Source organism: Nocardia sp. bgisy134 (assembly GCF_057708325.1).
Map to the genome: position 1 here is coordinate 68,312 of NZ_JBYIRW010000025.1, position 25,615 is coordinate 93,926.

Annotated in this window: 24 protein-coding genes, 2 tRNA genes and 1 pseudogene; 18 read left to right on the forward strand and 9 right to left on the reverse strand. The window is 64.6% G+C overall.

All coding sequences use genetic code 11. The features are described from left to right. Nucleotides 1–92 precede the first annotated feature (92 nt). The 3 genes from AC3ERS_RS32680 to AC3ERS_RS32690 form a co-directional block, all read right to left on the reverse strand. On the reverse strand, nucleotides 93–1,901 hold the full coding sequence (locus tag AC3ERS_RS32680; RefSeq protein WP_431972003.1) for a serine/threonine-protein kinase PknD: 1,809 nt from the start codon (nucleotides 1,899–1,901) through the stop codon (nucleotides 93–95). Between the two features lie 327 nt (nucleotides 1,902–2,228). After that, nucleotides 2,229–2,313 (reverse strand) — tRNA-Leu (locus tag AC3ERS_RS32685). Nucleotides 2,314–2,403: 90 nt separating this feature from the next. Next, on the reverse strand, nucleotides 2,404–2,760 hold the full coding sequence (locus tag AC3ERS_RS32690; RefSeq protein ID WP_431972004.1) for a winged helix-turn-helix transcriptional regulator: 357 nt from the start codon (nucleotides 2,758–2,760) through the stop codon (nucleotides 2,404–2,406). Nucleotides 2,761–2,901: 141 nt separating this feature from the next. Here AC3ERS_RS32690 and AC3ERS_RS32695 point away from each other — a divergent pair, with 141 nt between their 5' ends. Both AC3ERS_RS32695 and AC3ERS_RS32700 read left to right on the forward strand, forming a co-directional pair. Beyond that, nucleotides 2,902–3,771 (forward strand): NAD(P)-dependent oxidoreductase, encoded by an 870-nt coding sequence (locus AC3ERS_RS32695; RefSeq protein WP_431972005.1) that lies wholly within the window; start codon nucleotides 2,902–2,904, stop codon nucleotides 3,769–3,771. A 97-nt stretch (nucleotides 3,772–3,868) separates the two neighbouring features. Continuing rightward, nucleotides 3,869–3,953, forward strand: a tRNA-Leu gene (locus tag AC3ERS_RS32700). A gap of 96 nt (nucleotides 3,954–4,049) precedes the next feature. Here AC3ERS_RS32700 and AC3ERS_RS32705 read toward each other — a convergent pair. The 3 genes and pseudogenes from AC3ERS_RS32705 to AC3ERS_RS32715 all read right to left on the reverse strand — a co-directional run. Then, nucleotides 4,050–4,511 carry a transposase gene (locus tag AC3ERS_RS32705; protein WP_431972029.1) on the reverse strand — a complete coding sequence of 154 codons (462 nt, stop codon included), beginning with the start codon at nucleotides 4,509–4,511 and terminating at the stop codon, nucleotides 4,050–4,052. A gap of 44 nt (nucleotides 4,512–4,555) precedes the next feature. Beyond that, on the reverse strand, nucleotides 4,556–4,930 hold the full coding sequence (locus AC3ERS_RS32710) for a hypothetical protein (protein ID WP_431972030.1): 375 nt from the start codon (nucleotides 4,928–4,930) through the stop codon (nucleotides 4,556–4,558). Nucleotides 4,931–5,015: 85 nt separating this feature from the next. Beyond that, nucleotides 5,016–5,258: pseudogene (locus AC3ERS_RS32715) on the reverse strand (helix-turn-helix domain-containing protein); the annotation flags it as partial. Between the two features lie 97 nt (nucleotides 5,259–5,355). Here AC3ERS_RS32715 and AC3ERS_RS32720 point away from each other — a divergent pair. Further along, entirely contained in the window at nucleotides 5,356–5,682 is a 327-nt protein-coding gene (locus AC3ERS_RS32720) for a hypothetical protein (protein ID WP_431972007.1), read from the forward strand. 105 nt (nucleotides 5,683–5,787) lie between these two features. Here AC3ERS_RS32720 and AC3ERS_RS32725 read toward each other — a convergent pair whose 3' ends face one another. Beyond that, complete coding sequence (locus tag AC3ERS_RS32725; RefSeq protein WP_431972008.1) at nucleotides 5,788–5,937, reverse strand: hypothetical protein; 150 nt, start codon at nucleotides 5,935–5,937, stop codon at nucleotides 5,788–5,790. Nucleotides 5,938–6,044: 107 nt separating this feature from the next. Between AC3ERS_RS32725 and AC3ERS_RS32730 the strand changes: the two genes are divergently transcribed. After that, nucleotides 6,045–9,323 carry a protein kinase domain-containing protein gene (locus AC3ERS_RS32730; protein WP_431972010.1) on the forward strand — a complete coding sequence of 1,093 codons (3,279 nt, stop codon included), beginning with the start codon at nucleotides 6,045–6,047 and terminating at the stop codon, nucleotides 9,321–9,323. A 169-nt stretch (nucleotides 9,324–9,492) separates the two neighbouring features. On the opposite strand, the gene AC3ERS_RS32735 is transcribed toward AC3ERS_RS32730, so the two are convergent. Continuing rightward, nucleotides 9,493–10,122: a TetR/AcrR family transcriptional regulator gene (locus AC3ERS_RS32735; RefSeq protein ID WP_431972011.1), complete on the reverse strand. Its 630-nt coding sequence runs from the start codon at nucleotides 10,120–10,122 to the stop codon at nucleotides 9,493–9,495. A gap of 107 nt (nucleotides 10,123–10,229) precedes the next feature. Between AC3ERS_RS32735 and AC3ERS_RS32740 the strand changes: the two genes are divergently transcribed. The 11 genes from AC3ERS_RS32740 (at nucleotide 10,230) to AC3ERS_RS32790 (ending at nucleotide 21,408) form a co-directional block, all read left to right on the forward strand. Next, on the forward strand, nucleotides 10,230–11,024 hold the full coding sequence (locus AC3ERS_RS32740) for an enoyl-CoA hydratase/isomerase family protein (protein ID WP_431972012.1): 795 nt from the start codon (nucleotides 10,230–10,232) through the stop codon (nucleotides 11,022–11,024). A 5-nt stretch (nucleotides 11,025–11,029) separates the two neighbouring features. Then, nucleotides 11,030–12,832 (forward strand): AMP-dependent synthetase/ligase, encoded by a 1,803-nt coding sequence (locus tag AC3ERS_RS32745; RefSeq protein WP_431972013.1) that lies wholly within the window; start codon nucleotides 11,030–11,032, stop codon nucleotides 12,830–12,832. A gap of 20 nt (nucleotides 12,833–12,852) precedes the next feature. After that, nucleotides 12,853–13,635 (forward strand): SDR family oxidoreductase, encoded by a 783-nt coding sequence (locus AC3ERS_RS32750; protein ID WP_431972014.1) that lies wholly within the window; start codon nucleotides 12,853–12,855, stop codon nucleotides 13,633–13,635. A 14-nt stretch (nucleotides 13,636–13,649) separates the two neighbouring features. After that, nucleotides 13,650–15,374, forward strand: a complete 1,725-nt coding sequence (locus AC3ERS_RS32755; protein ID WP_431972015.1) for an acyl-CoA dehydrogenase family protein — start codon at nucleotides 13,650–13,652, stop codon at nucleotides 15,372–15,374. Next, a complete protein-coding gene (locus tag AC3ERS_RS32760; protein ID WP_431972016.1) occupies nucleotides 15,371–16,210 on the forward strand; it encodes an MBL fold metallo-hydrolase in 840 nt (279 codons plus the stop codon). Before AC3ERS_RS32755 ends, AC3ERS_RS32760 begins: the two co-directional genes overlap by 4 nt. Beyond that, the gene (locus AC3ERS_RS32765) at nucleotides 16,203–17,423 is read left to right on the forward strand and encodes an acetyl-CoA C-acetyltransferase (RefSeq protein ID WP_431972017.1); all 1,221 of its coding nucleotides are present in this window, start codon (nucleotides 16,203–16,205) and stop codon (nucleotides 17,421–17,423) included. Before AC3ERS_RS32760 ends, AC3ERS_RS32765 begins: the two co-directional genes overlap by 8 nt. A 23-nt stretch (nucleotides 17,424–17,446) precedes the next feature. Beyond that, nucleotides 17,447–18,205: a 3-oxoacyl-ACP reductase FabG gene (gene fabG, locus AC3ERS_RS32770; RefSeq protein ID WP_431972027.1), complete on the forward strand. Its 759-nt coding sequence runs from the start codon at nucleotides 17,447–17,449 to the stop codon at nucleotides 18,203–18,205. A 38-nt stretch (nucleotides 18,206–18,243) separates the two neighbouring features. Then, on the forward strand, nucleotides 18,244–19,026 hold the full coding sequence (locus AC3ERS_RS32775) for a crotonase/enoyl-CoA hydratase family protein (protein WP_431972018.1): 783 nt from the start codon (nucleotides 18,244–18,246) through the stop codon (nucleotides 19,024–19,026). Between the two features lie 19 nt (nucleotides 19,027–19,045). Then, nucleotides 19,046–19,495 carry a MaoC family dehydratase gene (locus AC3ERS_RS32780; protein ID WP_431972019.1) on the forward strand — a complete coding sequence of 150 codons (450 nt, stop codon included), beginning with the start codon at nucleotides 19,046–19,048 and terminating at the stop codon, nucleotides 19,493–19,495. Between the two features lie 83 nt (nucleotides 19,496–19,578). Next, complete coding sequence (locus AC3ERS_RS32785) at nucleotides 19,579–20,334, forward strand: enoyl-CoA hydratase-related protein (RefSeq protein WP_431972020.1); 756 nt, start codon at nucleotides 19,579–19,581, stop codon at nucleotides 20,332–20,334. A 171-nt stretch (nucleotides 20,335–20,505) separates the two neighbouring features. Further along, complete coding sequence (locus AC3ERS_RS32790; RefSeq protein WP_431972021.1) at nucleotides 20,506–21,408, forward strand: alpha/beta fold hydrolase; 903 nt, start codon at nucleotides 20,506–20,508, stop codon at nucleotides 21,406–21,408. Between the two features lie 281 nt (nucleotides 21,409–21,689). Here the strand turns inward: AC3ERS_RS32790 and AC3ERS_RS32795 are convergent, their stop codons facing one another. Next, nucleotides 21,690–22,079 carry a nuclear transport factor 2 family protein gene (locus AC3ERS_RS32795; RefSeq protein WP_431972022.1) on the reverse strand — a complete coding sequence of 130 codons (390 nt, stop codon included), beginning with the start codon at nucleotides 22,077–22,079 and terminating at the stop codon, nucleotides 21,690–21,692. Nucleotides 22,080–22,400: 321 nt separating this feature from the next. Between AC3ERS_RS32795 and AC3ERS_RS32800 the strand changes: the two genes are divergently transcribed. The 3 genes from AC3ERS_RS32800 to AC3ERS_RS32810 all read left to right on the forward strand — a co-directional run. After that, nucleotides 22,401–24,425, forward strand: coding sequence for an oxidoreductase (locus AC3ERS_RS32800; RefSeq protein WP_431972023.1), 2,025 nt, complete (start codon nucleotides 22,401–22,403; stop codon nucleotides 24,423–24,425). Between the two features lie 501 nt (nucleotides 24,426–24,926). Further along, nucleotides 24,927–25,307 carry a hypothetical protein gene (locus AC3ERS_RS32805; RefSeq protein ID WP_431972024.1) on the forward strand — a complete coding sequence of 127 codons (381 nt, stop codon included), beginning with the start codon at nucleotides 24,927–24,929 and terminating at the stop codon, nucleotides 25,305–25,307. A gap of 180 nt (nucleotides 25,308–25,487) precedes the next feature. Next, nucleotides 25,488–25,615: Lsr2 family DNA-binding protein (locus AC3ERS_RS32810; protein ID WP_431972028.1), on the forward strand; the 128-nt coding region annotated here is incomplete at its 3' end.

Sequence of the window (25,615 nt, forward strand, 5' to 3'; positions counted from 1 at the left end):
ACTCCTTACCCGCTGGCCGCCGGGCAGTCCTGTGGTCGACCCCCGCACTGCGTTCTCGATCGCGGCACTGCTGCGATCGTGGTAGGCCGGGTTCAGCTAGCCGGGAGTTTCACCACCGGATCGGGGCCTAGATCGGTGATGTATACGTCGCCTGCCGAGTCGACCGCCACACCCTGGGGATTCTGCAGACCGGTGAACGGCAGCGGGGTCGGCGTCGACGCGCCGGCCGCCAACATCACCACCGATTTGTTACCCCAGTCGACGACGTACACGTCTCCCGCCGTGTCGACCGCCAAGGCCTGGGGATCTTTTAGCCCGGTGAACGGCAACATGGTCGATGCCGACGCGCCCGCCGCCAACATCTTCACCTGCTCGGTACCCAATTCGGTGACGTACACGTTGCCCGCCGGGTCGACTGCCACACCATCGGGACCTTGGAGCCCCGTCAACGGCAGCGGGGTCGGCGTCGCCGCGCCGGCCGCCAATTTCAGCACCCGATCATTACCCCGGTCGGCGACGTATACATCTCCCGCCCCGTCGACCGCCACACCGTGGGGATCCTTCAGGCCGGTGAACGGCAGCGGGGTCGGCGTCGCCGCGCCGGCCGCCAATTTCAGCACCCGATCGTTACTCGTGTCGCTGACGTATATGTTGCCCGCCGGGTCGACCGCCACATCCTGAGGATTCTTCAGGCCGGTGAACGGCAGCGGGGTCGGCGTCGACGCGCCAGCGGCCAATTTCAGCACCCGATCGCTACCCATGTCGGTGACGTATATGTTGCCCGCAGTGTCGACCGCCACACCGGTGGGCAGGCTGACGCCGGTAAACGGCAGCGGGATCTGTGACGAGTAACCCGAGGCGATGGATGTGGGCGACTGACCACCGCCGCCTGATTCCCGTTGGACACCGAGGACGACAGCCACGACGGACACCACCGCGACCGCGACCGCGGCGGCGAGCAGCCCGGCGGTCTTGGGCGACAATCTGATTCGCCGCCCACGGCGCGCAGCCACGCCCCCGGTGGTGTCGACCGCGGAATCGCCCACCGCGGCGCGGGCCGCCGCGGCCAGCTCGCGCACGGTCTGGTAACGATCGTCGGGATTCTTGGCCATCCCCATGGCGATGATGGCATCGAACGCAGTCGGTACATCAGGTGTAGTGGTGCTGGGACACGGCGGCGGGGTGTGCAGGTGATGGGCGATCACACCCTGCATCCCCAATGTGCTCGCAAACGGCGGCCGACCGGTCAGGCACTCATACAGCACACACGTCAACGCGTACACGTCCACACGGGCATCGGCCTTGACCTCCGCGTCGATCTCCTCCGGCGCCATGTAGGCGACGGTGCCGATCGTCTCGCCGGTCGCGGTCAGCGTACGGTCGTCGGCGGCGTGGGCGATCCCGAAGTCGATCAGGGAGGCGAACTCATCGGGCCCCAGCAGGATATTGGTGGGTTTGACATCGCGGTGGACCAGCCCGGCGTCGTGGGCCGCCTGCAGCGCGCCGGCCACCTGCGCGACGATCGCCACTGCCCGCTGCGGCGACAAGGCCCCTTCTTGCGTGATCACCTTGCGCAGGTCGGTGCCCTCGATCAAGCGCATATTCAGATAGAGCCGACCGTCGATGTCGCCGAAGTCGTGGATGGGGATCACATGCGGTTCGGTCAACTGCGCCACCGCCCGGCACTCCCGGCGGAACCGCTCGCGCAGCTGCTCGTCATCGGCGTAGCGCTCGGGCAACAACTTGAGCGCCACCACCCGGTTGGTCAGCGAATCATGCGCCCGCCACACCTGGCCCATACCGCCCTGACCCAGCACCGATAACAGCCGATAGCGCCCGAACGTCACCGCTGGCCCCGACGCCCGGGCGGTGTCCCCGCCACCCATTGGTATGTCGTCCATTGTGCCGTCCCGTGACCACTCGTCTGGCTAACGGCGTACTCGCTTGCAATCCAACCCGCGCCCGCGAGCGGATAGGTCCACACTAGTCGATTCAGCCAGGCCAGATGCTCAATAGTCGAACGCTATCGTCGGTGTACCCAAGGTCACTCGGCTGCCGCGCGGCACCCCGCAGCAAATTGCCGCTGCCCAGGTCGACGGCAAGCCGCCACAGCTCGAACCGATTGTTCTCGTGCCCTACGATCCGCGCTGGCCGCAGATGTTCGACGAGCAAGCTGGAACAAGTCACGGCGGAGGCGAACCCACGACCACAGCTCGGCGTACTGTCTGTGTCCGAAGGGGGACTTGAACCCCCACGCCCGATAAAGGGCACTAGCACCTCAAGCTAGCGCGTCTGCCATTCCGCCACCCGGACCGGTGTGTTCTGTTGTGTCCGTGGCGACTTGGCGTCGCCAACGGATCATGATCATAAAGGGATGGGTGGGCCGATCGCCAAATCGGCAGGTCAGGCCGGGATGTGGACGCGGTCGGCGCCGATGCGATCGATGCGGTCGCGACCCCAGGCGCCGAGCGGTTCGAGTGCGCGGTTGAGGGTCGAACCCAGCTCGGTGAGTTGGTATTCCACGCGCGGCGGGATCTCCGGGAAGATCTCGCGGGTGACGATGCCATCCTCCTCGAGCTCGCGCAGCTGTTGGATGAGCATCTTCTCCGAGACGCCGGGCAGACCGCGGCGCAGCTCGCCGAAGCGGCGCACACCGTTCACCTCGAGCTCCCAGAGGATCAGCGCTTTCCACTTGCCGCCGATCACGTCCATGGCCGCGTCGATGCCGCAGAAGTATGGTCCCGATCTCTTTGCGCCCATCGCCGAACCTCGCTAGCTGCTCACACACGTGTTGGTAAGTACCCGACCGAATAGTAGGTACTTGTCGACCCAACGTCACTCGAGCAGTGTTGATTCCAGCGCGCTGACCACAACGTTTCCAACCCAAGGAGTTGACCCGCGATGGCGGAAATCCAGCAGACCTCGGTGACGGTTCTCGGTCTCGGCGCGATGGGCCAGGCCCTGGCGTCGGCCTTCCTGAAGACCGGCCGGCCCACCACCGTCTGGAACCGGACCCCGGGCAAGGACGCCGACCTCGTCGCGGCAGGCGCGGTCGCCGCGGCCACCGTGGACGAGGCCGTATGGGCGGGGGAGGTGATCGTGGTCGTACTGCTCGACCACGCGTCGGTGCATGCCGCGCTCGATCCGGTCGCGGACCGGCTGTCCGGCAAACAGGTGATCAACCTGACCAGCACCGCGCCGGAGGAAGCGCGCGAGCTGGCCCGGTGGGCCGAACGGCACGGCATCGACTACCTCGACGGCGGCATCATGGCGGTGCCGCCGATGATCGGACAGCCCGGCGCGGCCATTCTGTACAGCGGGTCGCGCAAGGTCTTCGACGACAACCGCGAGTTGCTCGAATCCGCCGCCGCCGCAGACTATTTCGGTGACGACGCGGGTCTCGCGTCCACCTGGGATTTCGCGCTGCTGTCGAACATGTACGCGATGTTCGCCGGTTTCTTTCACGGCGCGGCACTGGTGCGCTCCACCGGAGCCTCGGCTTCCGCGTTCGCCGAACGTGCGACCGCGTGGATCACGGCGATGGCCCAGCTCCTGCCGGAATACGGCCGGATCATCGACGGCGGCGACTACGCCACCGACGTGCAGCACCTGGCCTTCCACAAAGCCGCGCTCGACGCCATCGCGCGCGCCAGCCGCGACGCCGGCGTCGCGCTCGATGTGGTCGGTCCGATCAAGAATCTGATCGACCGCCAGGTCGCCGACGGCCACGGTGCGCTCGCCTTCGAGCGCACCTTCGAAGAGCTCCGCTGACCCCACCCCCGACAGCCCGAACCTGCCCGGTGGCCTGCGGTTTGTACCGCGATTTGGTCCCAGCCGCCGCATCCGTTAACCTTGCTGAGCACCACCGGTCCGGGTGGCGGAATGGCAGACGCGCTAGCTTGAGGTGCTAGTGCCCTTTATCGGGCGTGGGGGTTCAAGTCCCCCTCCGGACACAGATAAATAGCAGGTCAGGGGCGTAATCGCGAGATTGCGCCCCTTCTGCGTCCACATTGCGGTCCACAAACTGGGGAATCTGAGGGGATTCGGCCTTAGTGGTTTCGCCCGCAAGTTCTTCGGGGGTTCACGCGGCTGCTGGTGATGCGGCAGTCTGGTGACCGCAGCCGGTGGGCTGTTGGGAGTGCTCTTTCTGTTCGTGCCGTTCGATCCGGGCCATCAGGTCCTCGAGGTCGGCCGGGGGTGAACTTCCATTCGAAGGGCCGGGCGGTCTCGTGGTAGCGACGCCCGAAGACGGTGAGTCGGTCTTCGACCTGGTCAAGGCTGGTGAAATCGTTGGGAGACACGACCTTTCGTTGCACGATGGAGAAGATCTCCACTTGGTTCAGCCAGGAGGCGTGCACCGGGGTGTGGACCATGACCGCGTTGGGAAACCGTGCGGCCAGCCGATCGGCAGCGGCTTTGCCGCGGTGCGAGGATCCGTTGTCGACCACCCAAAACACCCGTTTGGCCGAGGCGTAGGGCTCGCTGGTCGCTACTTTCTCCACCAGGGTCATGACTTCGCCGCGCAGTGCCCGAATACCTGGGCGTGGTGAACGTCTTAGGCGGCCAGGTAGGCCACCGAGCCTCCGCGGTCGTATTCGTGGTTGACACGCATCATGCGGGCGGTGCCGGGCGGCAGCGTGGGGTGGCAGCGGCAGCGGGCCTGGATCGAGGTCTTCTCGTCCGAGGAGATCACATACTCGTCGTCGGGGAGCGGGGTGCCGTCGAACACCCGCTGGTATAGGTCGAGTACTCGGGCCGCTTTCGCGGCGAAGTCCGGGTCGCGGATGAACACCCATGACTGATACTGCCATGGTTTGAGCACATCCTCGGCCAGGATCCGGCCGACGGTCGAGGCCGAGATCGCTGCCACGATCCCCCGGCCGATCGCCTCGGTGGCCAGGTCGGTGCTGCTCCACCGTGACAGCGGCACGCCGGCTTCGGCTGGGAGCTGGCACGCTAGGTGCTTTGATCTCGGCGCGTTGGACGGGAGTGAACCGGGGTGGCCGGCCCGATCGCGGCCGGTCTTGCAGCCCGGTCAGGCCGTGGTCTGCGTATCGGTCACGCCAGGTTCGCACCGTGTCGAGATGAACTGCCTGCCGCACGGCGATCTGGTTGTTGGAGTGGCCATGAGCGGCATCGAGGACGATCCGGACACCGACGACCAGCCCGATCTCGGCGGTGCGGGAGTAAGCCAGTTTCTCGAGCCGTCGCGGCTCGGACGCGGTCAGCACGATCTGGCGGGCACGGGGGACTGGCACGAAAATGACAGACTTTCAACGACTTTCGAGATATCAACCGCCACGACCTTGCCCGATTACCTCACCTGGGCCGATTCGACACGCCGCAGCAGGCAAGATGACCCTCATGCCCGTGATCCCGGACTCGACCAAGACTTCCCTGGCCCAGCGGCTGCGCCAGCACGCCCGCGACTACTGGCCGCAGCTGACCGGCCTGCATGTCCGCTACCACGGCCAATTCGCCTACGTCGAGGGCGAACTGGCCGATGGCGACCGGCTGCCCCTCATCCGGCTCCACTACGGCGGATCGGCCTCGGTCTGGGGATTCGGCCTCTACCTCGCCAGCAGCGGCAAGTACGAAAACCAGATCCTGCCCACCGGATTCACCGCAGGCAGTCCCCAAGAAGCCCTCGACTGCGCCTGCGACCTCTACCTCGGGCACTGACCCCCGAAGAACTTGCGGGGGGAACCACTTAGTGCCGCGATTCGGGGAGATGGGCCCTGGTGCTGGGCCGGTTGGGGGGAGGTGGAGGCGCATCAGTAGGTGGAGTTATTGGCCGTTGGAGCGGCTGCCCAGGTCGCCGTCGATAACCCGGTCGAGGTTGCCGAGCTGTTGGGTAGGTTGCGGTCGGTCGGGGCGCACCGGCAGGTGAAGATCCTCGCCGACAGAGCCGCCGCTCATGTCTCGATCGACAGCCATACCGATAGCAAAGTGGCCGACGTTCGGTGGGGATACGCTGGGCCTATAACGAAGAGTTGACCCAGATTGCTCGGTGCCGGGAACGCAGGCGGGTGGTGTGCTTGCTGATGGGTGAGGATGATCCGTTCCGGACGATCCGTGGCGTGTTAGAGCCGGTCACGGAGGAATTGGCTGCGGCAGGGTTCGAGGATGCCGAAGAGGTCGGGCGGGGCGGTTTCGGGGTGGTATATCGCTGCACACAGTCGGAGCTGGATCGGGCGGTGGCGGTGAAGGTGCTGACCGCGGAGCTGGACGCAGAGAACCGTGCGCGGTTTTTCCGAGAGCAGCGGGCGATGGGCCGGTTGACCGGGCATCCGAACATCGTGACGGTGCTGGAGGCGGGTACCACTGCGAGTGAACGGCCGTATCTGGTGATGCCGTATCACCCAATGGATTCGCTGGACGCACGGATCCGCGGGCAAGGCGCGCTTCCGTCTGAGACCGTGCTGTGGATCGGGGTGAAGATCGCCGGAGCGCTGGAGAGCGCCCACCGCCTCGGCATCGTGCATCGCGATGTGAAACCGGGCAACATTCTGCTGACCGATTACGGTGAGCCCGCGCTGACCGACTTTGGTATCGCCCGAATCGCCGGGGGGTTCGAAACAGATGCGGGTGCCCTGACCGGGTCGCCGGCGTTCACGGCCCCGGAGGTGCTCGAGGGGCAAGCTCCCACTGCGGCCGCGGACGTCTACGGGTTGGGAGCCACCCTGTTCTGTGCGCTGACCGGTCATGCGGCCTTCGAACGACGCAGCGGGGAGCAGGTGGTTGCGCAGTTTTTGCGGATCACAACCCAGCCGGTGCCGGACTTGCGCGAGCAAGATATCGCCGCGGACGTGGCGGCGGTGGTCGCGGCGGCGATGAACCGCGATCCGCAGCGGCGGCCGTCGGCGGCGGAGCTGGGGGAGGCGATCCAGCAGGTGCAGCGCAACCACGGATTCACCGTGGACGAGATGGCGCTGCAGCCTGGACCACTCCCGGAACGCCGGGACCCTAAGCGTGCCATGCGGGGATGGCGCGCGCCGACGTCGGCGACTGCACAGGGTGGCGGCTCCTTACCGCTGGAGTTGACCAGTTTCGTCGATCGGCGCACCGAGCTGGCGGAGATGAAGAATTTGCTGTCCTCGGTGCGGCTGTTGACATTGACCGGGATCGGTGGTGTCGGCAAGACGCGGCTGGCGCTGCGGGGAGCGGCGACGGCGCCACGGGAATTTGCCGACGGGATGTGGCTGGTCGAGCTGGCCGACGTGTCCGATCCGGCGCTGCTGGTCAACGCGGTGGCGGGCACGCTCGGATTGCGCGACGAGTCGGCGCGGCCGTTGCGCGAGGTGGTGGTGGAGTTCTTGTCCGCGCGGGAGGCGCTGCTGGTGTTGGACAACTGCGAACATCTGGTGGCGGCGGTGGCGGAGGTAGTCGAGACCTGGTTGCGGAAGTGTCTGAACCTGCGGGTCCTAGCCACCAGCCGCGAACCGCTGGGTATCGCCGGAGAGGCGGTACTGCAGGTGCCGCCGCTGCCGGTTCCGGCTCCGAATCGCAAGCCGTCGCTGCGAGAGCTGCCCCGTTACGACGCGGTGACCTTGTTCGCCGATCGTGCGACCGCGGTGGTGCCAGGTCTGGAACTATCCGACGACGACAAGGCAGCCGTGGCCCGGATCTGTGCCCGGCTCGACGGATTACCACTGGCGATCGAACTGGCGGCGGCGCGTGTGCGCACGATGTCGCCCGGGCAGATCCTGCAGCGGCTCGATGATCGGTATGCGCTGTTGACCCGGGCCAGCCGCACCGCGCCCACCCGGCAGCAGACGCTGCGGTGGTGTGTCGACTGGAGCTACGGATTGTGCACCTTGGCCGAGCAGCGGCTGTGGGCCCGGCTGTCGGTATTCGCTGGTGGTTTCGAACTCGATGCCGCCGAAGAGGTGTGCGGGGTGGATCTGGCTCGAGAGGATCCGCTCGATGTGTTGTCCTCGCTGGTGGACAAGTCGATCCTTATCCGGGAGGAGTCCGATGGCGTGGTGCGGTTGCGGATGCTGGAGACGGTGCGCGAGTACGGCCGGCAGAAGCTGAGGGAGTCCGGCGAGGCTCAGCAGCTGCGGAACCGTCACCGCGATTGGTACCGCCAGTTGGCGTTGGCCGCGGAGGCGGAGTGGATCAGCGATCGGCAGCCATATTGGATCGCCAGGCTCGATCGCGAGCAACCCAACCTGCGCGACGCGCTCGAATACAGCCTGACCGAGAAAACCAAGGAGGCAGCCGAAGCCGGGCTGCGCACCGCTGCCGCGTTGTTCGGGTTCTGGATTTTCCGAGGTTTGTACGGCGAAGGTCGTCGCTGGATCGACCGGCTCCTCGATCACCCTGCCCGGCAGTCCGTACCTGATCGTGTCAAAGCGCTTCATGCCGGCTGCTTTATGGCGGCGATGCAGGGCGATCTGCCTGCCGCGGCGGCCCTCGCCGAGGAGGGCCACACGCTCGCAGAACGGGATCCCACCCGGATGACCCGGGCGCTGATCAGTCACGCCGACGGTGCCGTGGCGCTGTATCGCGGTGAGCTTGCCCTGGCGTGCTCCTCCTTCGAACGCGCCGTCGAGATGGTCAGCTCGCATCGGCAGGGGTTCTTTCACGTTGCTACTTTGTTGATGCTCGGTGTGGTGCACGAACTGGCCGGTGAGACACAGCGTGCGATCGAGTGTTATCGGCAGCTGCTTTCGATTACCGAAGCATGCGGTGAATCGCTGTTCCGGTCGTCCGCGTTGTGGGGCATGGGAATTGCGGTCTGGCAGCAAGGTGAGCGGGCCCTGGCCATCGAACTGCTCGAGAGTGCGTTGCGAGTCAACCGGCGAATACACAGTCCGGTTGTCGCCGCGTTGAGTCTCGAGGCACTGTCCTGGACTGTCGGCGCTGCTGGTAACACTGAACGCGCGGCTGTACTGATGGGAGCAGCGCAGGAACTGCAGCGATCCATGGGCGCTACGGCGAGTGTCTTCCCGTTATCGCAACAGCACGCCGACTATGTCCGGATGACGCGATCCGCCCTCGGCGCACGTGGATTCGATGCGGCCGTCCGCAAAGGGCAGAAGATGGGGATGGACGAGGCCGTGGCCTACGCACTCGGCGAGCAGCCCCCCAACAGCACGGCGACGTCGGGTCCGGGCGTGGCGCTGACCAAGCGTGAGCGCCAGGTCGCAGCCCTCATCGCCCAGGGCCTGACCAACAAGCAGATCGCCGCGGAACTGGTGATCTCCCCACGCACCGCCCAAGGCCACGTCGAGCACATCCTCACCAAACTCGGATTCACCTCTCGCGCACAGATCGCGGCCTGGATCGCAGAAGACGCTGAACGACAGCATCGTTGATCGTGCCGACCCGCACTGGATTCCGGTATCAAGTTCGAGACGGCACGTCGTCTCAGTGATCCTGGTCGCACGATCCCGAAGCCACCTGGCGAATTCCATTGGGTGCCAGGGCATTCATGCAAAGGATACTTGGTTTGCGGCATGCGACCCCGCCGCGACTGGTCCGCCTCTAGGCGATCAGGGTAGGGATCGTGTTGCACACGGCGCGCAGTGACGCGTCATCGCGAGTCGACAGTGCGACGACGAAGGCGCCTTGGATCAGGGCGAGTACGCCATCGGCCAGTTCATCGGCCGTGCGATCACGGCGTATGTCGCCTGCGGTCTGGCCTGCTGCCAGGATGTCGCGTAGTCGCGACTGCCATTCGCGCATGTCGGTGCCGAGCTGATCGCGGAAGACGTCGGATGTCGCGGCGACCTCTGTGGAGAACTTGCCGAACAGGCAGGCGCGTTGGTAGCCGGATATGACGAAGTGATCGACCATCGCCGAGAAGTAGCCGGTCAGTCTGTCGGGTGTGCTCAGGCCGGGCTTGCCGGCCCATTTCTCCAGAAGATCGAGCTGGAATTGGCCATAGCGCTTCAGGACAGCTTGGCCGAAGGCCTCTTTGGATCCGAAGTGGTGATAGAAGGAGCCCTTCGGAACACCGGACGCATCGAGTATCGCGTCGACGGTCGTTCCGTGGAAACCGTTCGCATAGAACAGCTGCATTCCGTGCTGAAGGAGTCGCTCCTTGTGTGAGGGCTCCTTGCCGACCGCGGTGCTCTGACTGCGGGTTTCCTGCGTCTTCACCTGCCCAAGCATAACGGCACCACCTGCCCTGCCTTATCGATGACTCTTGACGATACAGTCTAGCCGATTTAGTCTAGCCCCGCTGCCAGTGCCGACCACGGTCCCCAAGGAGTCAGTCAGTGAGCACCACGAGCTATGAATCGAACGGTGATATCGCCGTAGTGACCTTGTCCAACCCTCCGCTGAATCTGTTCGTCGCCTCGATGGCCGAAGGCATCGATGAAGCGGTGCGGCGGGCGACGGCGGAGGGCAGACGCGCCATGGTGATCAAAGCTGACGGCCCGGTCTTCTGCAGTGGTGCCGATGTCAGCCAATTCCAGGGTCTGACCTCTGAGACCGGGGCGGAGTTGATCTCTCGCGCCACGAAGCTGCTCGGGGCGCTCGAGGACGCCCCGTTTCCCGTTATCGCCGCCGTTCACGGAATGTGTTTGGCCGCGGGGATCGAAGTGGCCTTGGCGTGCGATCTGGTTATCGCCGCCGAGGACACGAAGTTCGCGCAGGTGGAGGCGATGATCGGAGCGACAACCCTGCTGGGAGGGGTGTACCGGCTGGCCGAGCGTTGTGGTCCGGCGCGTGCCAAGGAGATCGTTTACACCGGCGACTTTTACACCGCGCACCAATTCCAGCAATGGAACATCGTCAACCGCGTCGTGCCCGGACCGCAGCTTCACGAGCAGGCGCTGGGCTGGGCCCAGCAACTCGCCGCCGGCCCGACTCGCGCGCATCAAGCCACCAAGAGGCTGGTCCGTGAATTTCTCGAGCACGGTTCACGACAGACCGATCGCTACCTCGCCGACATCGCGCCGGTGCTGTTCGAGACCGGGGACATGCGTACGGCCGTCGACTACCTACTGCGACACGGGGCGCGCAAACTCGCACAGAGTTGTGACGAGATCCGCTTCGAAGGCCGGTGACCGTCATGCACCCGACCACCGATCGCTCCACGTTGTGCCACCGATTCGCCGCTACGACAGCGACACATAACGACCTACCCGCGGTGTCGTGGCACGAAGGCTCAAATCAACGCACGTTGAGCTGGTTCCGATACCGGGAAGAGGTTCTGAACCTCGCCGGCGCGTTCCTGCGACTCGGCCTGAATTTCGGCGACACGGTGGCTATCGTCGCCGACAATCGGTCCGAGCATCTGCTGGCCGATTGGGCGGCTCTGCACTGCGGTGCGGTACCGGTCAGTGTCTATCCCACGATGGCCGCGGAGCAGATGGACTATGTCCTGTCCGACTGTGCGCCTCGGTTGATCGTGGTGGTCGGCCATCACCAGCAGCAGATCGTGCGTGAGTTGCCGTGGGTGGTAGGAAATCGCCCGAAACTCGTCTTGTTCGAGCCTTTGAGCGACCCGATTGCGCCGGATGAGTTCAGCTGGGACGAAGTGGTGGCGCTCGGGCGTGACAGCCGCACATGGGTCGCTGACGAACTCGATACCCGTATCTCGCTGGTAGAACCGGCGAGCCCGGCCACGATCGTCTACACCTCCGGGACAACTGGAATGCCCAAAGGTGTGGTCTTGACCCACGGCAACGTGTTGTGGGAAGTCGATGCGATGGTAAGCACCGGCACCGTCGACTACGCCTACCGGTCGGTATCCCATCTGCCGTTGGCTCATGTCGCGGAACGTCTTTGGTCGCTGTATCTACCGATGCGACTGGGCGGACACGTATTCTGCTGCCCCGACTCCGCACAGCTGGTCCTGGCGCTGCAGACTCATCGGCCGAGTTTTTTGATGACGGTCCCGCGGGTCTGGGAGAAGCTGCGCACCGCCGTCGATCACATCGCCTCCTCGTCACCGTTCGCGGATCGACGCTCGGAAATCGCACGAGATCGCAAAATTCTGCGCGAGGTGGCCGAGGCGCGACTGGAAGACCAGCATGTCTCCGCGTTGCAAGCGACCGCGGCAGCGCATGCGCGGGAAGGCGTGCTGCGCGAGATTCGGCAGGCCCTTGGTCTCGACGGTGTGATCTACCCGTGCACCGGCGCCGCGCCGGTCTCGCACGAGTTGCGACTGGATCTGGCATCGGTGGGGATCGATGTGCATGTGGGCTACGGAATGACCGAAACCTGCGGGATCGCCACCGGTGACCGGTTCGGATGCGGCGGCCGCGACGCGGTCGGGACTCCGCTGCCCGGTGTCGATATCTGGATCGCCGCGGACGGCGAAATCCTGGTGAGAAGCCCGGGAAACACACCAGGCTACCGCCACGGCGATGGCGTCGAGCTCTACACCGAGACCTGGCTGCATACCGGTGATATCGGATTCCTCGACCCGGCGGGCCGCCTGCACGTCACCGATCGGCGCAAAGAACTGCTGATCACCTCATCGGGCAAGAACATCGCGCCGACGGCGATAGAGACACGCCTTGCCGGTCAGTCCTTCCTCGATACGGTCATCGCGGTGGGCAACGATCGCCCGTATGTAGTGGCGCTGCTGACTGTCGAACCCTCGCTGCTCGTGAAATTCGCCCGCGAACGCGACATCGATGACACCGACATCGCGGCGCTGCTCGATCACCCCGTGGTCCGCGCCGAAATCGACGCTGCCGTCGAGCGCGCCAATCAAGGGCTTTCTCGCCCGGAGCAGGTCAAGAAGTACCGAGTGCTCGCCGACCAGTGGAGTCCCCACACCGGCGAGCTCACTCCCACCTTCAAGATGCGCCGCAATGTCATCACTGCGAAATACAGCGCGGTGATCGAGGACCTCTACCGCTGACTTTCACCAGAAAGGCTCCAATGTTCCCTGAAATCTTCTCCGTCGCCGGCAAGACCGTGCTGGTCACCGGTGGTACCCGCGGGATCGGCTACATGATCGCCGAGGGATACCTGCGTGCCGGTGCACGCGTCTACATCTCCTCCCGCAAGCAAGACGCGTGCGACGAAGCGCGAAAGGCGCTGTCGCAGTATGGCGATGTCCATGCGATCGCCTGCGATGTCAGCAGTGAACAGCAGTGCCGGGCGCTGATAGATGCCATTGCCGCGCGCGAGCCCGGTCTGCACGTTCTGGTCAACAATGCCGGAGCAAGCTGGGGCGCGCCGTTCGACGAGTTCCCTGGCGCGGCGTTCGACAAGGTGCTCACTGCCAACGTCAAGGCGCCGTTCACCCTCGCCCAACTGGCCCGCCCGCTGTTGGAGAAAGCCTCGACGGCCGCTGATCCGGCACGCGTGATCAACATCGGATCGATCGACGGCTTGGTCGTGCCTGGTTTCGGGAACTACTCCTATTCCGCGTCCAAAGCCGCGATCCATCATCTCACCCGCCACCTGGCCGCGGACCTCGCGCCGTCGATCCTGGTCAACGCCATCGCACCTGGACCTTTCCCGACGAAGATGATGGCGAAAGCCCTCGAAGAGGCCGGGGACAAACTGGCTGAGGCCAGTCCTGTCGGGCGTATCGGCGAGCCAGCGGACATCGCGGCGACCGCAGTCTTCCTCAGCTCGATCGCATCCAATTTCATTACGGGCGCGGTGATTCCACTCGACGGCGGACTGGCCACCACCAACGGCATCCGGCTCTGAAAGGCAACTTGTTCATGTACCAACCGCCCATTGAGGACTACGACTTCCTGTATCGGAACGTATTCGGCGACGAAGTGTTGCACACGCTCAGCGACGGCGAACTCAAGACCGAGGACGCCCGCGACATCCTCACCACCGCAGCCGATCTCGCGGTGCAGATGATGCACCCGCTCAACCGGCTCGGTGATCGAGTGGGTAGCACACTGGCCGACGGGAAGGTCACCACCCCGCCCGGGTTCGTCCAGGCGTACCGATCCTTCGCCGAGGGCGGCTGGGTCGGCCTCGGCATCGACGCCGAAATCGGTGGCGGGGGAGTGCCGGTCATGCTCTACAACGCGGTATCGGAGATGTGGACCGCCGCCAACGTGGCGTTCTCGCTGTGTTGGGGACTGTCCACCGCCGCGATCACCGCATTGCAATCGGCCGCCAGCGACGAGCTGAAGGCCACCTACCTGCCGAAGATGGTCACCGGCGAGTGGACCGGCACCATGAATCTGACCGAATCCCAAGCCGGTACGGACCTGGCCTCGATCCGCACTACTGCCCGCCCGGCCGAGGACGGTAGCTGGCGGGTGCGCGGGCAGAAGATCTTCATCACCTGGGGCGATCACGACCTCGCCGAGAACATCATTCATCTCGTGCTGGCCCGTACGCCCGATGCCCCTGAGGGACTGCGTGGTCTGTCGCTGTTCGTGGTTCCCAAGTTCCTTCCCGACGAGAACGGCAATCCCGGCGACCGCAACCGCGTCACCACCCTCGCGCTCGAAGACAAACTCGGCATCCACGCCAGCCCGACCTGTGTCCTGGAGTACGACGACGCGGTCGGCTTCCTGGTGGGCGAGCAGAATCGCGGCCTGTCGGCGATGTTCGTGATGATGAACAACACCCGTATCGGTGTGGGCCTGCAGGGCCTGGGCATCGCCGACCGTGCTTACCAGCAGGCCCGTGACTATGCCCAACAGCGCATACAGGGCAAGGTTTTCGGCCGCGGAGCCGCCGCCCCGATCGCCGAGCATCCCGACGTCGCGCGGCTGCTGCTGTCGATGTCGAGTTCGATCTCGGCCATGCGTGCGTTCTCCGTTCAGTTGGGCGAGTGGGTCGACAGATCAATGCTGCAAGGCTCATCGGAGACCGAGCAGCTGGTGGAGTTCTTCGTGCCGGTGATGAAGGCGTGGTTTACCGAGGAAGCCGTGCGTATCGCCTCCGACGGGATCCAGGTCCACGGCGGCATGGGCTTCATCGAGGAAACAGGTGCGGCCCAGCACTACCGCGACGCTCGAATCCTGCCCATCTACGAAGGCACCACCGCCATCCAGTCCAACGACCTATTGGGCCGCAAACTGTTTCGCGACAAGGGCGCGACGGTGACGCTGGCGCTCGAGATGATCGGCCGCGACATCGCGCGCCTGCGCGAATCCTCCGATCCCGTCGCGGTCCGGACAGCGGAAAGACTCGACCGGGCGTTGGAGTGCACGCGCGACACCACGCATACATTGCTGATGCTGGCGTTGAACGACCCCCGCGATGCGTTCGCGGGCTCGGTCGCCTACCTGTCCATGATCGCGCTTGTCGCCGGCGCATGGATGCACGCACGCATCGTCGCCGCAACGGTGACGACCTCGACCGAATTCACCGACGCCGATCGGCGTCGGCTGCGTGAGGCCGACTTCTACGGCGCCCACCACCTGAGCCGTGTGCACTCACTGGCCGAATCGATCCGCGGAGGCGAAATCCGATGAGCAACAGCACACTAACCCTCGACGTCTACACCTGCGAGGGTTTCGAGCTCCCCAGCGGTGGGATGTTCTCTCCGACGACCTCGACGCTCATCACGGGTCCGACCGAAGCGATGCTGGTCGATACCCAGTACCGGGCCGCCGACGTCGACGAGGTCATCCGGCGCATCGAGGATTCCGGCAAACGACTGTCGACGATCTTTATCACCCACGGCCATTCCGACCACTACTTCGGACTGCAACGGCTACTGTCGCGTTTTCCCCACGCCCGGCCCGTCGCGATCCCGTCGGTGGCCGCGCACATTGCCGCCAACCTCGAATCCGACCGGGCCGCCGCCCAGGCGTTCTTTGCCGGACAGGCCCTCGACAACACCGTCGTGCCCCTTCCACTTACCTACTCGACCTTGACGGTCGATGGGATTGCGGTGCACGCCATCGCGATTCCCCAAGCCGATATCGCCCCCACCGCGATCCTGCACATCCCCTCGATCGCCGCGGTCATCGTCGGCGACGCCATCTACAACGGTGTCAACCCATTCCTCGCCGTCACCGGTCCACACGAGTGGCAGCAGTGGCTGGCCAGCATCGACGCCATCGCCGCCCTCAACCCGTCCACCGTCGTGGCCGGGCACAAGCGCCCTGGTGCAGCCGACACCGCCTACTGCGTCGCTGAAACCCGTTCCTATATCCAGCAGTTCGCCGCCAACGTCGACAGCTGCCGCGACTCTCGCGAGCTGGTGGCGCAGATGCAGTCGATATTCCCCGATCACGTCAACCCCTCAGCCCTGGTGCTCTCGGCGGTCACGGCGTTCAAACGAAAGAAGCAGACCCATGCCTGAAGCTGTCATCGTCGCCGCGACCCGGTCTCCGATCGGTCGCGCGAACAAGGGATCCCTGACGCAATGTCGTCCCGACGATTTGGCCGCACAGATCGTGCAGGCCGCGCTCGCCCAGGTACCAGCGCTGGATCCCAACACCATCGACGACCTGATCCTTGGCTGCGCGCAGCCCGCGGGTGAAGCAGGCTACAACCTTGCCCGTGTCGTGGCCGTTCTCTCTGGGCTGGACACAGTTCCGGGAACAACCGTCAACCGCTATTGCTCGTCGTCGTTGCAGACAACCCGGATGGCCTTCCATGCCATCAAAGCCGGTGAAGGACATGCCTTCATCTCCGCTGGCGTGGAAACGGTCAGCCGATTCGGCAAGGGAGCCGCAGATTTCGGCGAGAACACCACCAACCCGGTTTTCGCCGAAGCGCTGCTACGCACCCAAGGCCAGACCGGTGCCGCCGTCTCCGCCTGGGTCGATCCTCGTAAAGACGGTGCGCTGCCGGACGTGTACATCGCGATGGGACAGACCGCCGAAAACGTCGCGCAACTGACCGGGATCAGCCGGGAGGACCAGGACTGCTGGGCGGTACGTAGCCAGAACCGGGCCGAGGCAGCGATCGCCGACGGGTTCTTCGCCCGCGAGATCACCGCGGTCACCACTCCCGACGGCACCACGGTCACCAGTGACGACGGCCCCCGCCCAGGAACCACCTACGAGGCGGTGGCAGCACTGAAACCGGTATTCCGTCCCGACGGCAGCGTCACCGCCGCCAACTCCTGCCCCCTCAACGACGGCGCCGCGGCCGTCGTGATCATGTCCGACACCCGGGCGAAAGAACTCGGTCTCACACCCTTGGCTCGGATCGTCTCCACAGGAGTCTCGGGCTTGTCGCCGGAGATCATGGGTTTGGGTCCTATCGAAGCCACCCGACGCGCTCTGGCCCTGGCAGACATGTCCGTCGCTGATATCGATCTGTTCGAGATCAACGAAGCGTTCGCGGTGCAGGTGCTCGGCTCGGCCCAGGAACTCGGCATCGACGACGACAAGCTCAACGTCTCCGGCGGCGCTATCGCTTTGGGCCATCCCTTCGGTATGACCGGCGCACGGATCACCACCACCTTGATCAACAATCTTCGGACCCACGACAAGCAGTTCGGGGTCGAAACCATGTGTGTCGGCGGCGGCCAGGGCATGGCCATGGTCATCGAACGACTGTCTTGAACGAGTAAAGGATCAAAGCATTGATAGACAAAGACTCTCGTGTCGCGGTAGTCACCGGCGCCGCGCGCGGCATCGGCGCCGGGGTGGCGCGCAGACTGGCCGCCGACGGGTTCGCCGTCGCCGTGCTCGATCTCGATGAGCACGCCGCCGCTCCGGTGGTCGCCGACATCGAAGCTGCTGGTGCACGAGCGCTGGCCGTCGGCGTGGACGTCGCCGACGAAGCATCGGTGGAGGCTGCCGTGGCCCGCATCGCCGAGTCGCTGGGACCGCCTTCCGCACTGGTCAACAACGCGGGCATCACCCGCGACAACCTGCTGTTCAAAATGACCTCCACTGACTGGGACGCGGTCGTCAACGTGCACCTGCGCGGCGCGTTCCTGATGAGCCGCGCTGTGCAGAAGTACATGAGCAGCAGCGGGTGGGGGCGCATCGTCAACCTGTCGAGCACTTCGGCGTTGGGCAACCGCGGCCAAGCCAACTATGCCGCGGCCAAGGCCGGTGTGCAGGGATTCACCAAAACCCTGGCCCTCGAGTTGGGGCGGTTCGGAATCACCGTCAACGCCATCGCCCCCGGCTTCATCGCTACCGACATGACCGCCGCCACCGCCGCCCGCCTGGGAATGTCGTTCGACGACATGAAAATCGCAGCAGCCAAAGAGATTCCGGTGCAACGCGTCGGCGAGCCCGCCGACATTGCCGCAGCGGTGTCGTTCTTTCTGCGTGAGGACGCCTCGTTCGTATCCGGGCAAATCCTCTACGTCGCCGGCGGCCCCAAAGCCTGACCACCAGCCCTGAACTCCTGACCTTAGAAGGATGGACAATGACTTACGAAACACTCACGCTGCGCCGCTCCGGCCATGTTCAGATCATCGGCCTCAACCGGCCTACCAAACGCAACGCCTTCGACAGCACCATGCTGCAGGAGTTGGCCGCCGCCTATGGTGAATTCGATCGCGACGACACCGCGCGGGCCGCGGTGCTCTACGGCGAAGGCCCTATGTTCACCTCCGGGCTGGACCTCGCCAGCGTCGCCGCCGACCTCCAAGCCGGCAACTCCCTGGTGCCCGAGGGCGGGATCAACCCGTGGCAAGTCGACGGCCAGCAGTTGTCCAAGCCGGTGGTCGCCGCCGTTCACGGCAAAGTGCTGACCCTCGGTATCGAGCTCATGCTTGCCGCCGACATCGTCGTCGCCGCGGAGTCCACGAAATTCGCTCAGCTCGAGGTGTCCCGCGGAATCTACCCGTTCGGCGGAGCCACCATCCGATTCCCGCGGGCCGCGGGCTGGGGCAACGCCATGCGCTGGATGCTCACTGCCGAAGAGTTCGACACCACAGAAGCGCGCCGCATCGGCATTGTGCAGGACATCGTCGCCGACGGCGACCATGTGCAGCGCGCGGTCGCCATCGCCGAGGCGATCGCGCGCCAAGCCCCTCTCGGAGTGCAGGCGACGCTGAGCAACGCGCGCCAGGCCCAGCGTGACGGGGACGCCGCTGCGGAAGCCGAACTGGTGCCGACTATCCGGAAACTGTTCACCTCCGAAGACGCCGCGATCGGCGTGCAGGCGTTTCTGACACGCACCACCGCCGAATTCGTCGGCCGCTGACTAGGGGAAGGACGTCAACATGCACACGATCAACGGGATCGACGAACTGCCCTCATTGGTGGGAACTGAACTGGGCGCCAGCGACTGGCAAGTGATCACCCAGCAGCAGATCGACACCTTCGCCGAGGTCACCGGTGATCACCAGTGGATCCACACCGACCCCGCCCGAGCCGCGATGGGACCGTTCGGCACGACCATCGCCCACGGCTATCTCATCTTGTCGCTGATCCCCACGATCCTCGAGCGCACTGTGCAGGTCGAGGGTATCCGGATGGCCGTCAATTACGGCAGCAACAAGGTCCGCTACATCGCGCCGGTTCCGGTGGGATCACGGGTTCGGGGCGTCGTACGGCTCGATGAGGTGGAGACCACGGCGACCGGCACCCGCGTCATCTTCACCATCACTATCGAACTCGAGCACGCGCAGAAACCGGCGTGCGTCGCGGAAACCATCAGCCTGCTCGCCTGAGCACGCCGACACCGCTACATCGACATGCTGGCCTGCCCGATTACCCGGCGGGCAGGCCAGCAGTGCTCATCTAGGACTCATCAATGACCATACGAATCACAGACGTCGAACCCGGGATCCAAGTGCTGGCGATCGACCGGCCGGACACTCGAAACGCATTCGACACCAGAACCTATCGCGTCCTGGCTGACAGTATCGCGGCCGCTGAAGCCGACCCGCACATCGACGTCATCATCCTTACCGGCCACGGCGGCATCTTCACCAGCGGCAACGATATGGCCGACTTCCGCGACCAGAAAGGATTCGAGGAACCGCTCGCTCTGCTGCATTTGCTGATCAGCGCCGACAAACCGGTGATCGCCGCGGTCGAGGGCTACGCGATCGGCATAGGCACCACCATGCTCCTGCATTGCGACCTGGCCTACGCGGGCCGGTCGACCATCTTCTCGGTTCCCTTCGTCAAGCTCGGACTCAGCGCAGAAGCCGCTTCGACACTGCTGCTGCCCAAAATCGCAGGCGACAAACGCGCCGCGGAAATGCTGTTGCTGGGAGGGCGTTTCGACGCCGCACGCGCCGAGACCGCCGGGCTGATCAACAGTGTGGTCGACGACGGTGCCGCCTTGACCGTCGCTATCGACACCGCCCGATCTCTGCGGCAAATCCCGACCGAAGCCGTGCGTACCACCAAGCGCCTGATGCGCCGAAATCGCAGCGAGGTGCTGCAAGTCATCGAGGACGAAGCGGTTGTGTTTCGCGAGCGGGCAGCCTCTCCCGAAGCGCTGCAAGCCTTCGACGACTTCCTGCAATCCGCTTCGCAGCGACCGGCAGTCCGGACGTAATAGGCTTTGTTCCAATGGATTTGAGTGGGGCTCCCTGGCCAAGTCGTATCGACTCGGCGCAAATTGCCGACTACTCGCCTCGGTCTAGAGTCTGTTGCGTGATCCATCGGGGGCGCGGTGGGTCGTTGTTCACGGCAAGATAGAAAGCGACATGATGGGGCGGTACACACGATGAGCCGGACACCACTGGTTCTTCTGCATGGCGTGACGAACTCCGCAGATATCTGGGGATCTGTCATGTCGGCATTGTCGGAGCATCACGAGGTGATCGCCCCGACAGCGCTGGGACATCGCGGCGGCGCTCCCGTCGAGTCACGACCAGTTGAAATTCGCAGCTTTGTCGAAGAGGTCGAGCGGCTCCTCGACAAGAATGGCTGGGATACAGCGCATTTCGCCGGAAACTCACTCGGCGGGTGGGTCGCCCTCGAACTTGCCCGCAAGGGGCGGGCACGTACCGTCTGTGCGCTCTCACCAGCAGGATTCTGGACTGCGCACGGCACCGGCCACGCCGCATCGGCCGCACGCATCGCTGCCGCGGCCACACTCGCCCGCCGGACACGCCCGCTAGCGCCGGTCGGTTTCCATCTGCCATTGGTGCGGCAGTTGACGTTTCGCACTATCGCCGGGCGCGGTGACCGGCTCACGCCAGCCCAAGCACTCGGAATCGTCGACGACCTCCTCGGTTGTACGGTCACCGAAGAGCTACTGGCTACCCGAGAGCAGATCGCGTCGATGCCAGTCTCACCGTGCCCGATCACCGTCGCATGGTCAGGGTGCGACAGGGTCTTCCCGCAGCAGATCAACGGCAGAATCGCGGTCGACCGATTGCCCCAGGCGCAGTTCGAGACCCTGCCGAACGTGGGTCACGTCCCGATGATCGATGATCCTGACGGCGTCACTCGTGTCATCCTGGCCACCACCGCTCGATCCTCTGGGGCAGTCTCATTCAGTAACGGGGACAGGGTGTCGGGTGAAAGCGGGATCGCGGTCGTAGAGGCTGGTGATCACCGGGCCGACGCCAACGCCGCACAGGCCGCCGACGGTGACGTGCAGCCATGCCGCCCGCAACCCTGACAGCGGCCAGGTCCAGCTGTCATCCGAGCCCGGCAGCCTCGGGCGTCGGGAAGCATCAACATGCGCTCGTGCCTCAGTGGTGCGCAGTGTAGGCGGTCGTGCTCCAAACCGGGGATCGGTGACGACGGCATGGTGCGAGGTCTCGGCCACGCTGACGCCGCGCCACCATGGGCGCTACGGCGAGCGTGACGCGACTACAGCGAAAGGACAAGTTATTGCGAATTAAAGATGCTACCCATCGCCGTACTCCAGAAGTCGCTCACGCTCGCCTCGATCTCAGGCTAAACGGTGGCTTCGGCTTGGATGCGCTCGAATTGCTCGCCCATGCGTGCAGCCAGGGCGGTGGCTGCGGACAGCGGCCGCACCATAACCATGAAGTCGTCGATCTTGCCGTGTTCGTCGAAGTGAAGGAAGTCGCAGCCGGTGACATGTTTGCCGTCCACCGTGGCTTCGAAGATCAGCGCGTGCTCACGGCCGTCGGCGTCGGCGATCTCGCGCACGTAGTGGAAATTTTCGAACACCCGTAGTACGCCCCGCAGGATTGCAGCGGTGATGGGCTTGCCGGGATACGGCTTGAACGCTACGGGGCTGGTGAATACGACATTGTCGGCCAACAGTGCCTCGACGGCGGCCATGTCGCGAGCCTCGATGGCTTTTCGGAAGGAGTGCATGCTCACCTCTGTGGGTCAATTACTTGAATATTAGCCAGAAACAGTAGCTCGGCATTCCGGCAATGTCCAGCACAGAAAACCAGTCAGCGAGCGGGCATGGCTTGAGGAGGTCGAGCGAGTCGGCCTCATACCTGCCGCTGCTCCGCGAAACCCGTTCGCACAGGAGAATCCGTTGGTCCGAGTTCGCTCGGTCGGTCATCGATCGGCGCCTCGTTGCTCACGTTCAGGCCTCTCGGCGGTCGACTCGAATACTCATTGCCAAATGGCAAACCTCCGGTTAGCCTATCTTCTTAGTAAATAAATTGATTAATGGAGTCCATGATGAACGCCGTGTCGTATCCGCACCTGTTGCAGCCGCTGGACCTCGGTTTCACCACCCTGCGTAACCGTGTCGTGATGGGGTCGATGCATGTCGGCCTGGAGGAAGCGCCGAACGGGTTCGGCAGGATGGCAGCCTTCTACGCCGAACGCGCGCAAGGCGGGGTCGGCCTAATCGTCACCGGTGGCATCGCCCCGAACGAGGCTGGTCGACCCTATCCGGGTGGGGCCATGCTGACCAACGACGACGAAGCCGCACAGCACCGGGTAGTCACCGATGCCGTGCACGCCGCAGGCGGCAAAATCGCCCTGCAGATCCTGCACTTCGGCCGCTACGCCTACCATCCGGGTCTGGTCGCCCCCAGCCCCCTGCAGGCTCCTATCAGCCCGCACGTACCGCGCGAACTCACCGCTGCCGAGATTGAGCAGACCATCGAGGATTTCGTCCGCTGCGCGGTACTTGCGAAGCAGGCCGGATATGACGGTGTCGAGGTGATGGGTTCTGAGGGGTACCTCATCAACGAATTCATCGCCGCGCAGACCAACCATCGCAGCGACCGGTGGGGCGGCCCCTACGGGAACCGGATGCGATTCCCCGTCGAGATCGTGTCCCGCATCCGTGCGGCCGTGGGCACCGACTTCATCATCGTCTACCGGCTGTCCATGCTGGACCTGGTCCCCAACGGCTCCACCTTCGACGAGGTCGTCACCCTTGCCAAAGCCATTGAGGTAGCGGGCGCCTCCATCATCAATACCGGAATCGGCTGGCACGAGGCCCGGATTCCCACCATTGCCACTTCGGTGCCGCGTGGCGCGTACGCATGGGTGACGAAGAAACTCAAAGGCGTGGTAACGGTGCCTCTGGTCACCAGCAACCGCATCAACACCCCGGACAAGGCCGAGGAGCTGCTCGCCGAGGGCTACGCCGATATGGTGTCACTTGCGCGCCCGTTCTTGGCCGATCCGGAGTTTGTGGCCAAGGCCGCCGCAGGTCGAGCCGAGGCGATCAACACCTGTATTGGCTGCAACCAGGCGTGCCTGGACCATACCTTTTCGTTCAAGATCACTTCGTGCTTGGTCAATCCGCGCGCCTGCCACGAGACCGAGCTGGTACTCGGGCCCACGCGCCGGGGTAAGTCCGTGGCGATCGTCGGCGCCGGCCCGGCGGGGCTGGCATGCGCGGTGACTGCCGCCGAATGTGGCCATCGGGTAACTCTTTTCGATGCCGCCGACGAGATCGGCGGCCAGTTGAACATCGCCCGCCAAGTGCCGGGCAAGTATGAATTCAACGAGATGCTGCGCTACTACCGCAACCAGCTCGAGACCTTGGGAGTCGAGGTCCGGCTCCGCACCACCGTGACAGTCGATGACGTAGCGCAAGGATTCGATGAGATCGTGCTGGCGACCGGCGTCACCCCCCGTACCCCGGACCTGCCCGGCGTCGACCATCCCAAGGTGCTGGATTACCTGGACGTGCTGCGCGACAAAGCGCCGGTCGGTGATCGGGTGGCGATTCTCGGTGCGGGCGGCATCGGATTCGATGTCGCCGAATTCCTCACCGATCCAGGCGATCACGCCGACCAGAACATCACCGCATTCCTCGCCAACTGGGGCATCGACATCGAACAGGAAGGCCCGGGCGGACTGACCGAACCGCGCCGACAGCCCTCCGCGCGTGCGGTGACCTTGCTCCAACGCAAAACCAGCAAGGTCGGCGCCGGACTGGGCAAGACCACCGGATGGATTCACCGCACCGAACTCAAACACCGCGGTGTGGCAATGATCGCTGGCGTGACCTACGACCGTATTGATGACGAGGGCCTGCATTACCACATCGACGGTGTGGAGCATGTCCTCGCCGTGGACAACGTAATCCTCTGCACCGGGCAGGAATCCGAACGCACCTTACACGCTCAGCTCATCGCTCGGCGAGCGAGTCCGCACCTGATCGGCGGAGCCGATGTCGCCGCCGAACTCGATGCCAAACGCGCCATCGACCAGGGCACCCGCCTGGCGGTCGCACTGTGAACGAGCGGGCTTCGAATAAGTCGACGGCCACCAGGGCGCTACGGTAGTCGTCCCTGTCGTGAGTGCCGCAATGCAGCTCAGTCTCCAGTTATGAACTGATTATCACGGTTTCGTCGAGTCGGTAACCGTGATGCTCGCGGGCAAGGTGTGACCTGCCCCGCGGTCCGCACGGAGATCATTGCGGTGATCGACCAGGCCTTTCCCGAATCGCACAGATCAAAAGGTACGCAGTGCTCCGCTGGTCCGGGAGCACTCGCGTTGGAGCTAACACCGACACACGCTGCTCTGCGCCTCCGTCACAACGCGCGGAGCAGTGATCGAGCACTTATATGGCTGCCCGGCTCATGCCCTCCGGCGCGCGGGTACGGCTGTGTACACCCGAGCGTCTTTACGGAATTCGCGTAGACAGCGAGGACTCTCATGATTGGAAGAAGGACTGACCGACGTGCGAGTGTAGACCTGCGGTTGTTCGGTTGGCCGGTCACCAAGTCGGGCGGGCATGTGATCCTGACCGTGGTCGGCGGGTTCTGTGGGGTGGTCGTTCCTCGCCCGGTGGGAGATCAGGTGATCGACAGGCTCGGCGCTGCCCGAAGCCAGGGGCCCGTCGTCGGATCGCGGTATCCTCGACCGCGCTACACTTTTCTCGCCGAGGCCGATACGGTTGTCGAATCCAGCGAGATCACCACGCGCGGCGGAATCTTGCTGCAAACGTCGAGCCGAATCCGGCTCCCTTCGCCGCAGCACTTCCACAGCGACCTGTACTGGGTCATTCCTCCCGACCCCAGTTGTCGCTGGCTACCGAAGCTGTCGACGTTGGTGTGGGCGCTTCAGGCAACCACCCTTTCGCAATCTGGAAGTTCTTTTCGCAACCACGTCGAGTAGAGCCTGATGGACAAAATTCGCAAGGCAGCGCCCGCTTCCGTGTAGAAGGTTCGCCGAAAAGCACTCGCGGGCAGGCACCTTGAGATGTCGAACATTCAGCGGACGGCCGCGTTCATACAGTGTGGTGATGATCGGGTCGCGTGATGCGACCCGCAGCGCGCCGCGGACGTCCTCGGCCACATCCGACCTCGTCCCGGCCTGGTGCGGGAATGGGCCAAGGCCAACGGGTTCGACGTTTCCCGACGGGGGCGCGTGCCAGCCAGTGTCGTAGCCGAAACAGCCGCGGCGGTTGCAGGGCGAGGTCGTCG

Excerpts from the sequence above, each read along its gene's own strand:
- AC3ERS_RS32680 (WP_431972003.1), bottom strand. The coding sequence starts at position 1,901 with ATGGACGACATACCAATGGGTGGCGGGGACACCGCCCGGGCGTCGGGG.
- AC3ERS_RS32690 (WP_431972004.1), bottom strand. The coding sequence starts at position 2,760 with ATGGGCGCAAAGAGATCGGGACCATACTTCTGCGGCATCGACGCGGCC.
- AC3ERS_RS32695 (WP_431972005.1), top strand. The coding sequence starts at position 2,902 with ATGGCGGAAATCCAGCAGACCTCGGTGACGGTTCTCGGTCTCGGCGCG.
- AC3ERS_RS32705 (WP_431972029.1), bottom strand. The coding sequence starts at position 4,511 with ATGACCCTGGTGGAGAAAGTAGCGACCAGCGAGCCCTACGCCTCGGCC.
- AC3ERS_RS32720 (WP_431972007.1), top strand. The coding sequence starts at position 5,356 with ATGACCCTCATGCCCGTGATCCCGGACTCGACCAAGACTTCCCTGGCC.
- AC3ERS_RS32725 (WP_431972008.1), bottom strand. The coding sequence starts at position 5,937 with ATGGCTGTCGATCGAGACATGAGCGGCGGCTCTGTCGGCGAGGATCTT.
- AC3ERS_RS32730 (WP_431972010.1), top strand. The coding sequence starts at position 6,045 with ATGGGTGAGGATGATCCGTTCCGGACGATCCGTGGCGTGTTAGAGCCG.
- AC3ERS_RS32735 (WP_431972011.1), bottom strand. The coding sequence starts at position 10,122 with ATGCTTGGGCAGGTGAAGACGCAGGAAACCCGCAGTCAGAGCACCGCG.
- AC3ERS_RS32745 (WP_431972013.1), top strand. The coding sequence starts at position 11,030 with ATGCACCCGACCACCGATCGCTCCACGTTGTGCCACCGATTCGCCGCT.
- AC3ERS_RS32750 (WP_431972014.1), top strand. The coding sequence starts at position 12,853 with ATGTTCCCTGAAATCTTCTCCGTCGCCGGCAAGACCGTGCTGGTCACC.
- AC3ERS_RS32755 (WP_431972015.1), top strand. The coding sequence starts at position 13,650 with ATGTACCAACCGCCCATTGAGGACTACGACTTCCTGTATCGGAACGTA.
- AC3ERS_RS32760 (WP_431972016.1), top strand. The coding sequence starts at position 15,371 with ATGAGCAACAGCACACTAACCCTCGACGTCTACACCTGCGAGGGTTTC.
- AC3ERS_RS32765 (WP_431972017.1), top strand. The coding sequence starts at position 16,203 with ATGCCTGAAGCTGTCATCGTCGCCGCGACCCGGTCTCCGATCGGTCGC.
- AC3ERS_RS32775 (WP_431972018.1), top strand. The coding sequence starts at position 18,244 with ATGACTTACGAAACACTCACGCTGCGCCGCTCCGGCCATGTTCAGATC.
- AC3ERS_RS32780 (WP_431972019.1), top strand. The coding sequence starts at position 19,046 with ATGCACACGATCAACGGGATCGACGAACTGCCCTCATTGGTGGGAACT.
- AC3ERS_RS32785 (WP_431972020.1), top strand. The coding sequence starts at position 19,579 with ATGACCATACGAATCACAGACGTCGAACCCGGGATCCAAGTGCTGGCG.
- AC3ERS_RS32790 (WP_431972021.1), top strand. The coding sequence starts at position 20,506 with ATGAGCCGGACACCACTGGTTCTTCTGCATGGCGTGACGAACTCCGCA.
- AC3ERS_RS32795 (WP_431972022.1), bottom strand. The coding sequence starts at position 22,079 with ATGCACTCCTTCCGAAAAGCCATCGAGGCTCGCGACATGGCCGCCGTC.
- AC3ERS_RS32800 (WP_431972023.1), top strand. The coding sequence starts at position 22,401 with ATGAACGCCGTGTCGTATCCGCACCTGTTGCAGCCGCTGGACCTCGGT.